Source organism: Mesorhizobium sp. M2A.F.Ca.ET.067.02.1.1, from assembly GCF_004023285.1.
Lineage (GTDB): Bacteria > Pseudomonadota > Alphaproteobacteria > Rhizobiales > Rhizobiaceae > Mesorhizobium.
Genome location: NZ_RZSB01000337.1, coordinates 1 through 6,265 on the forward strand (window position 1 = coordinate 1; position 6,265 = coordinate 6,265).

Here is a 6,265-nt window from a genome sequence, read left to right on the forward strand (position 1 = left end):
CCCTGCTTGAGGGCGAAAAGCCGGTGCGGTTCGCGCGGCGCCGTTTCGTCGAGTGAAGAAAGGGCTACGGCAGGATCGAGCTTGCGCTCGTCGAGCTCCGTCATTCGTCACCTCTTCGTTTGCCCCGCCCTAGAACATGATGCCGAAAAGTGTGAAGCGGTTTTCGGACAACATTATGCTCTATCGCTTTGATTTAGAGCCGGATTGAGATTTCAGGTCGAGCAGACCTGAAACCATCCGGCTCTAGGGATGAAGGTCAGGAGGCCTTGGCCTCCGGCATGCCGCTCAGACGCATATAGGCAGCGACATAGTCGCTTGCCATTCTTGCCACCGAGAACCTTTTCTCGAACATCGCCCTCACCCGCCACCGGTCGAGATCGAGAAGCGCCGGTATCGACGCGACCGCGGCGTCCACACTGTCCACGACGAAGCCGGTGACGCCGTCGTCGACGATCTCCGGCAAGGCACCGTTGTTCCAGGCGATCACCGGCGTGCCGCAGGCCATGGCCTCGATCGCGACGAGGCCGAACGGCTCCGGCCAGTCGATGGGAAACAAAAGGCCCGCCGCATTGCCGAGGAATTCGGCCTTCTCGTCCTCGGTGATTTCGCCGACATAGTCGATGCGGTCGCCATCGATGAGCGCCTCGATATTGTCGCGGAAATAGGCGCGGTCGTCGTCACCGATCTTGGCCGCCAGCTTCAGCCTCAACCCGGACCGTCGCGCGATCTCGATGGCGCGGTCCGGCCGCTTGTCGCGCGACAGGCGCCCGAGGAAGGCGAGATATGGTTCTTCCGCCTGCGGCTCATAGGTCGGTTGGTAGGCATCGAGCGGCAGTCCGTGATGGATCGTGGCGAGCCAGTTGGCGTCGGGCAGACCGCGCTTCTGGCTGTGCGAAATCGAAATCATCGGGAAACGCGGGAAGCGCTTATAGGCCGGCGCCAGGTCGACATAGTCGAGCCGACCATGCGGCGTCGTCACGGTCCGCTCCGCAATGTTCTCGAAGAACGCAAAATGCAGGAAGTGGCTGAGATGGAAATGGATGACGTCGAACTCGCCGGCGCGCGCGCGCACATCGGCGAGCATGGCGAGATGCGCGGCGATCTCCGATTTCTTCGGCCGCGGATCGAGACGTATCGCCTGGTCACGCGCGGGCACCAGCTTGGCCGACGTCTCGCTGTCGCCACTCGCGAACAGCGTCACATCGTGGCCAAGCTCGACCAGAGCTTCGGTGATGTAGAAGACGATCCGCTCGGTCCCGCCATAGAGTTTCGGCGGCACCGATTCATAGAGCGGCGCGACATGGGCAATGCGCATCGGGTCCCTCGGCTGTTGACGCGAAGCAAAATGCGTCAGCCGCCAGATCGTTCCTGCCCAATTGGTCGAGGTGCCGTTGGCCGCCGATTTTGCCGCGCCGCGCTTTGCCCAGGGTCTCCGCGCCAGAAGCCACGGTCTCCTGCGCGGGATCCCACTGTTTCCGGCCGGATTATCGCGCCTCTACGGCATCACCGTTCAATTGATCGGCCAGGCCGGGCGGCAGTGTCGAAGGATGCCTTCCCTCACGTCGATCCTGGCGCCGCCGCGGTGACACGCCACACCGTGTTGCCGACATCGTCGGCAATCAGCAGCGCGCCGGATTTATCGACGGCAACGCCGACCGGGCGGCCCCTTGCCTCGCCCTTGTCGTTGAGGAAGCCGGTGACGACGTCCTGCGCCATGCCGTTCGGATGCCCGCCGCTGAACGGCACGAAAACCACCTTGTAGCCATTGAACTGGGAGCGGTCCCAGCTGCCATGCTCGCCGACAAAGGCGCCGCCGCGATAGGATTGCGGCAGGTTGCTTGCGGTGTAGAAGGCGAGCCCGACAGGCGCGACATGCGAGCTCAGCGCATAGTCCGGCGGGATGGCCTTCGCCACCAGGTCCGGCCGCTGCGGCATCACGCGCGGATCGACATGCTGGCCGTAATAGCTGTAGGGCCAGCCATAGAAGGCGCCGTCCTTCACCGACGTCATATAGTCCGGCACGAGGTTCGGTCCGAGCTCGTCGCGCTCGTTGACCACCGCCCACAGGGCCTTGCTCTCAGGCTCGAACGACAGGCCGTTGGGATTACGCAGCCCGCTGGCGAAGATGCGCGAGCGGCCGGTGGCGCGATCGACCTCCCAGATCGCGGCGCGGTCTTTTTCGGCCTGGATGCCGTTCTCGGTGATGTTGCTGTTCGAGCCGACGCCGACATAGAGCAATGAGCCGTCCGGACTCGCCACCAGGCTCTTCGTCCAGTGGTGATCGATCGGCCCGCCCGGCAGTTCCGTCAGCACCTTGCCCGGCGCGGTGATCTTCGTATCGCCCGGTTGGTACGGGTAGCGCACGATAGCATCGGTGTTGGCGACATAGAGGTCGTTGCCGACCAGCGCCACGCCGAAGGGCGAATTGAGATGGTCGAGGAAGACGCCCTGGTAATCCGGCTTGCCGTCGCCATTGGTGTCGCGCAGCAGCGTGATGCGGTTGCTCGGTCCGGTATCGCCGCCGGAGGTCACCCAGCTTTCGACCCAGCCCATGACGATATCCTTCGGCCGCTTGACCGATGCTTCATCCGGCGCCTTGGACTCCACCACCAGTATGTCGCCATTTGGCAGCACGTAAAGCGAGCGCGGATGCTGAAGCCCCTTGGCCAGCGCCTCGATCTGCAGACCCCGTGCCACAGCCGGCTTCTCATCGTTTTTCCAGCCGACCACCGAGGCCAGATGCATTGGCGGGAATAGGTATTGATTTATCTCCGGCAGTTTCGGGTTCGGCCCGATCTGCGCGTTCGGATCGGTGTTGTCGTCGCTGCAGCCGGCAACGCCCAGAGCCATTGCGCAACAAAGCGCGGCGGTCGCTGATGTTATCGGGCTGTCAGGTCGTCTCATCGGCCACTCCTACGTGATGGCGATAGACCAGCGCCCAGCCGAGCCAGCCCGTGAAGATCAGGATGATCACCACCAGCGCCGACAGGATCAGCCCGGCCGGCACGACGGATGTCCAGGCATCGCGCGTGTGGATGAGCATGTTGAAGAAGGACAGCACCAGCACGACGAGGTTGCCGGCCATATGCAGCCATGCCGTCGGCTGGGCGCGTATCCTGCGGCTGCCAAGAAAGTCGGTAAGCCCCGCTATGGCAGCCAGAATGCCGACGATGACACCGACGGTTACAAGCCAGGTTGAGAAGTTGGCCCAGGTCATTTCGGCCGTCCGCCAATAGGCGATATCGGTGAGCAAGGTCCCGACGAAACAGGCGATTGGGATGGTGACGAGCATGGGATGGATGGGATGGCCGGCTATGCTTGCCGTGGATCGCGGATTGTCCATGCGCAAGCTCCTTTCCGCGCTGCTGCTTGGGTCTAACAGAGCGAAAAGAGGAATGTTCCGCCGGAAATACGCGCGCTCACCGGAAGGTGAACGCCGATATCCCTTCAGTCACGGGTGACCCGGAATGGACCGTTCGATTGCGGCGGGGCGCGCATTCTGCGAATGTCTTTAAGACGGCTGGCATGCCACTTCAGATGATCGTCCATGAAGGTCGAAATGAAATTGTAGGAATGGTCGTAGCCTTCCTGCATGCGCAAGTTCAGATCGACGCCTGCCTTCTTGCAGGCTTCTTCCAGCAGCCATGGGCGAAGGCCATCCTGCAGGAAACCATCCGCCGTGCCCTGGTCGACGAGAAATTCCGGGAAGCGCTTGCCGTCCTCGATCAGCAGCGTCGCATCATAGGCGCGCCAGCTCTTTTCGTCCGATCCGAGATACTTCTCGAAAGCGGGGCTTGACCAGCCGGCCGTCGAGGGCTGCACGATCGGCGCGAAGGCCGAGCAGCTCCGATAGCGTTCAGGGTTCTTCAGCGCGATCGTCAGCGCGCCATGCCCGCCCATCGAATGGCCGAAAATGCCTTGGCGCGAGATGTCGACCGGAAAATTGGCGGCGACCAGCGCAGGCAATTCCTCGGCGATGTAGGAATACATGCGGTAGTTCTTCGCATAAGGCTGCTCGGTCGCGTCGAGATAGAAACCGGCGCCGCAGCCGAACTGCCAATTGTCCTTCTCGTCTGGAACGTCGGCGCCGCGCGGGCTGGTGTCGGGACACACGATGACGAGCCCGAGCTCGGATGCCAGGCGCCGGTACTCGCCCTTGTCCATGACGTTCGCATGCGTGCAGGTCAGGCCCGACAGGTACCACAGGACCGGAAGCCGCCCGTCCTCGGCCTGGGGCGGCACGAACACCGCGAAGGTCATGTCGCAGGCGCAGACCTCCGAAGCATGTGAATAGACGCCCTGGATGCCGCCATGCGCTTTGGAGGTGGAAACGACCTTCATCGGTTGCCTCTCGTTTGGAAATCCTGGCCCGGCATAACCGCCGGCCATGATCGGCGCAACCTGGCGCCTCGGCAAACCGCAGGGGTGGCGCGACAAAGGTTTCGTTCGGTTAGCCCGCCGGCGCAATCAGGTCTGGGCCGACTTGTTGAAAACCGGGCACTCCGCACAGCTTCAGGCCGGTCGCGATCTCGTCGAGCAGGATATCCAGCACCCGCTCGACGCCGGCCTGTCCCACCACTGCGCCGAACAGGGCGGCGCGGCCGATTGCCGAGGCGGCCGCGCCGCGCGCCTTTGCCTTGATCACGTCCATGCCGGTACGGATACCGGAATCGATCAGGATCGGAGCCCGGCCGCCAACGGCCGCATGCACGGCGCCGGTCGCATCGATGCTCGCGACCGCGCCGTCGAGCTGGCGGCCGCCGTGATTGGAAACCCAGATCCCGTCCGCGCCCTCCGCGATCAATCTCACGGCATCGTCCGGGTGCAGGACGCCTTTGACGATCAGCGGCCCCTTCCACCAGTCGCGGATCGAACGAAAATCGTTCCAGTCGAAGCCAGCATGGAGATTGTGGCCGACGCGCGCCGCGATCGTCGGCCCCGCGCTGGTGTCACCAAGGTAACCGCGGACATTCTCGAACTGAGGCAGGCCGCCGCGAAGCAGGCGAAACGACCATCCCGGATGCGCGATCCCTTCGATCACGTGCCGCAGGGAGGGCCGCAGCGGGATCGAAATCCCGTTCCTCAGATCCTTCTCGCGCTTGCCACCAGCCTGGAGGTCGACGGTGACGACCAGCGCCGAATAACCGAACTCTTCAGCCTGCCGCACCAGCCGGCGATTGAAATCGAAATCCTTCAGCACATAGAGCTGGAACCAGAGCGGTCCCTGGACAGCTCTCGCCATCCGCTCGATGCCGGTCGTCGCCATGGTCGACAGCGTGTAGGGAATGCCGCGCGCCGTGGCCGCTGAAGCAATGGCGATGTCAGCGCCGGGGCGAACGAGCGCGCAGGACCCCATCGGGCTGATCACCAGCGGCGTCGGATAGGTCCTCGACCACAAGGTGGTGGTGAGATTGGGCCGGGATACGTCGGTAAGAACACGCGGCAGCAGCCGGATGCGCTTGAAACCGGCGCGGTTGTCGCGCAGGGTCAGCTCCTGGCCTGCCCCGCCATCGACGAACTCGAAGACCGATTTCGGCAGCCGGCGGCGCGCCAGCCGGCGGAAATCTTCCACCGAAACGCAGCGATCGAGCCGCCCCATCGCCTCAGGCCGCGAGCCGGTCGCAGACGTTTCCGGTGATCTCGGCGGTCGATGATTTCCCCTTCAGATCGGCGCTGAGCAGCCCGTTCGCCAGGCACGCCTCCGTCACATGGCGGATCTGTTCGGCGGCCCGCAGCAGCCTTTCGTCGCCATGTCCGCGGCCAAGCCAGTCGAGCATCGCCGCCGCCGACAAGATCGTCCCGTAGGGATTGGCGATTCCCTTGCCGGCAATATCCGGCGCGGAGCCGTGGGCAGCCTGGAAGAAGCCATTCGCGTCGCCGACCTCGGCCGAAGGCGCCATGCCCATTCCGCCCACCGTCGCCGCCGCCAGGTCGGACAGAATGTCGCCGAACATGTTCTCGCTGACGATGACGTTGAAATGGCCGGGCTTCAGCACGAGATGCATGGCCATGGCGTCGACCAGCGCATGTTCCGTCTCGATGTCGGGATAGTCTTTCGCCACCTCGTCGAAGACGGAGCGGAAAAACGCGTAGCTGCGCAGCACGTTGGCCTTGTCGCAGCATGTCACCCGCCGCACGCCGTCGCGCGGCGCGCCGTTCGACTGGCGCGCCAGCTCGAAGGCCTTGCGCACGATGCGCTCGATACCGGCGCGCGTCTGCACGAGCGTGTCGACCGCCACTTGGCCGCGCAGCAACGCCCCTGCCC

The 6,265-nt window shown here is 64.0% G+C and carries 6 protein-coding genes; all 6 read right to left on the reverse strand.

The genetic code is table 11. From position 1 onward, the window contains the following. Window positions 1-256 precede the first annotated feature (256 nt). Complete coding sequence (locus EOA28_RS21255) at window positions 257-1,315, reverse strand: glycosyltransferase family 4 protein (RefSeq protein ID WP_127252705.1); 1,059 nt, start codon at window positions 1,313-1,315, stop codon at window positions 257-259. Window positions 1,316-1,557: 242 nt separating this feature from the next. Then, window positions 1,558-2,850, reverse strand: coding sequence for a sorbosone dehydrogenase family protein (locus EOA28_RS21260; RefSeq protein WP_245463437.1), 1,293 nt, complete (start codon window positions 2,848-2,850; stop codon window positions 1,558-1,560). A gap of 40 nt (window positions 2,851-2,890) precedes the next feature. Beyond that, window positions 2,891-3,343: a DUF2231 domain-containing protein gene (locus EOA28_RS21265; RefSeq protein ID WP_127252707.1), complete on the reverse strand. Its 453-nt coding sequence runs from the start codon at window positions 3,341-3,343 to the stop codon at window positions 2,891-2,893. 104 nt (window positions 3,344-3,447) lie between these two features. Further along, the gene (gene fghA, locus EOA28_RS21270; protein WP_127252708.1) at window positions 3,448-4,341 is read right to left on the reverse strand and encodes an S-formylglutathione hydrolase; all 894 of its coding nucleotides are present in this window, start codon (window positions 4,339-4,341) and stop codon (window positions 3,448-3,450) included. Window positions 4,342-4,450: 109 nt separating this feature from the next. Next, window positions 4,451-5,599, reverse strand: a complete 1,149-nt coding sequence (locus tag EOA28_RS21275; protein WP_127252709.1) for an alpha-hydroxy acid oxidase — start codon at window positions 5,597-5,599, stop codon at window positions 4,451-4,453. Window positions 5,600-5,603: 4 nt separating this feature from the next. Next, window positions 5,604-6,265 (reverse strand): isocitrate/isopropylmalate family dehydrogenase (locus EOA28_RS21280; RefSeq protein ID WP_148670788.1); only part of this gene is annotated, 662 nt, incomplete at its 5' end.

Coding starts and splice junctions, on each gene's coding strand:
- EOA28_RS21255 (WP_127252705.1), bottom strand. CDS start 1,315: ATGCGCATTGCCCATGTCGCGCCGCTCTATGAATCGGTGCCGCCGAAA.
- EOA28_RS21260 (WP_245463437.1), bottom strand. CDS start 2,850: ATGGCTCTGGGCGTTGCCGGCTGCAGCGACGACAACACCGATCCGAAC.
- EOA28_RS21265 (WP_127252707.1), bottom strand. CDS start 3,343: ATGGACAATCCGCGATCCACGGCAAGCATAGCCGGCCATCCCATCCAT.
- fghA (WP_127252708.1), bottom strand. CDS start 4,341: ATGAAGGTCGTTTCCACCTCCAAAGCGCATGGCGGCATCCAGGGCGTC.
- EOA28_RS21275 (WP_127252709.1), bottom strand. CDS start 5,599: ATGGGGCGGCTCGATCGCTGCGTTTCGGTGGAAGATTTCCGCCGGCTG.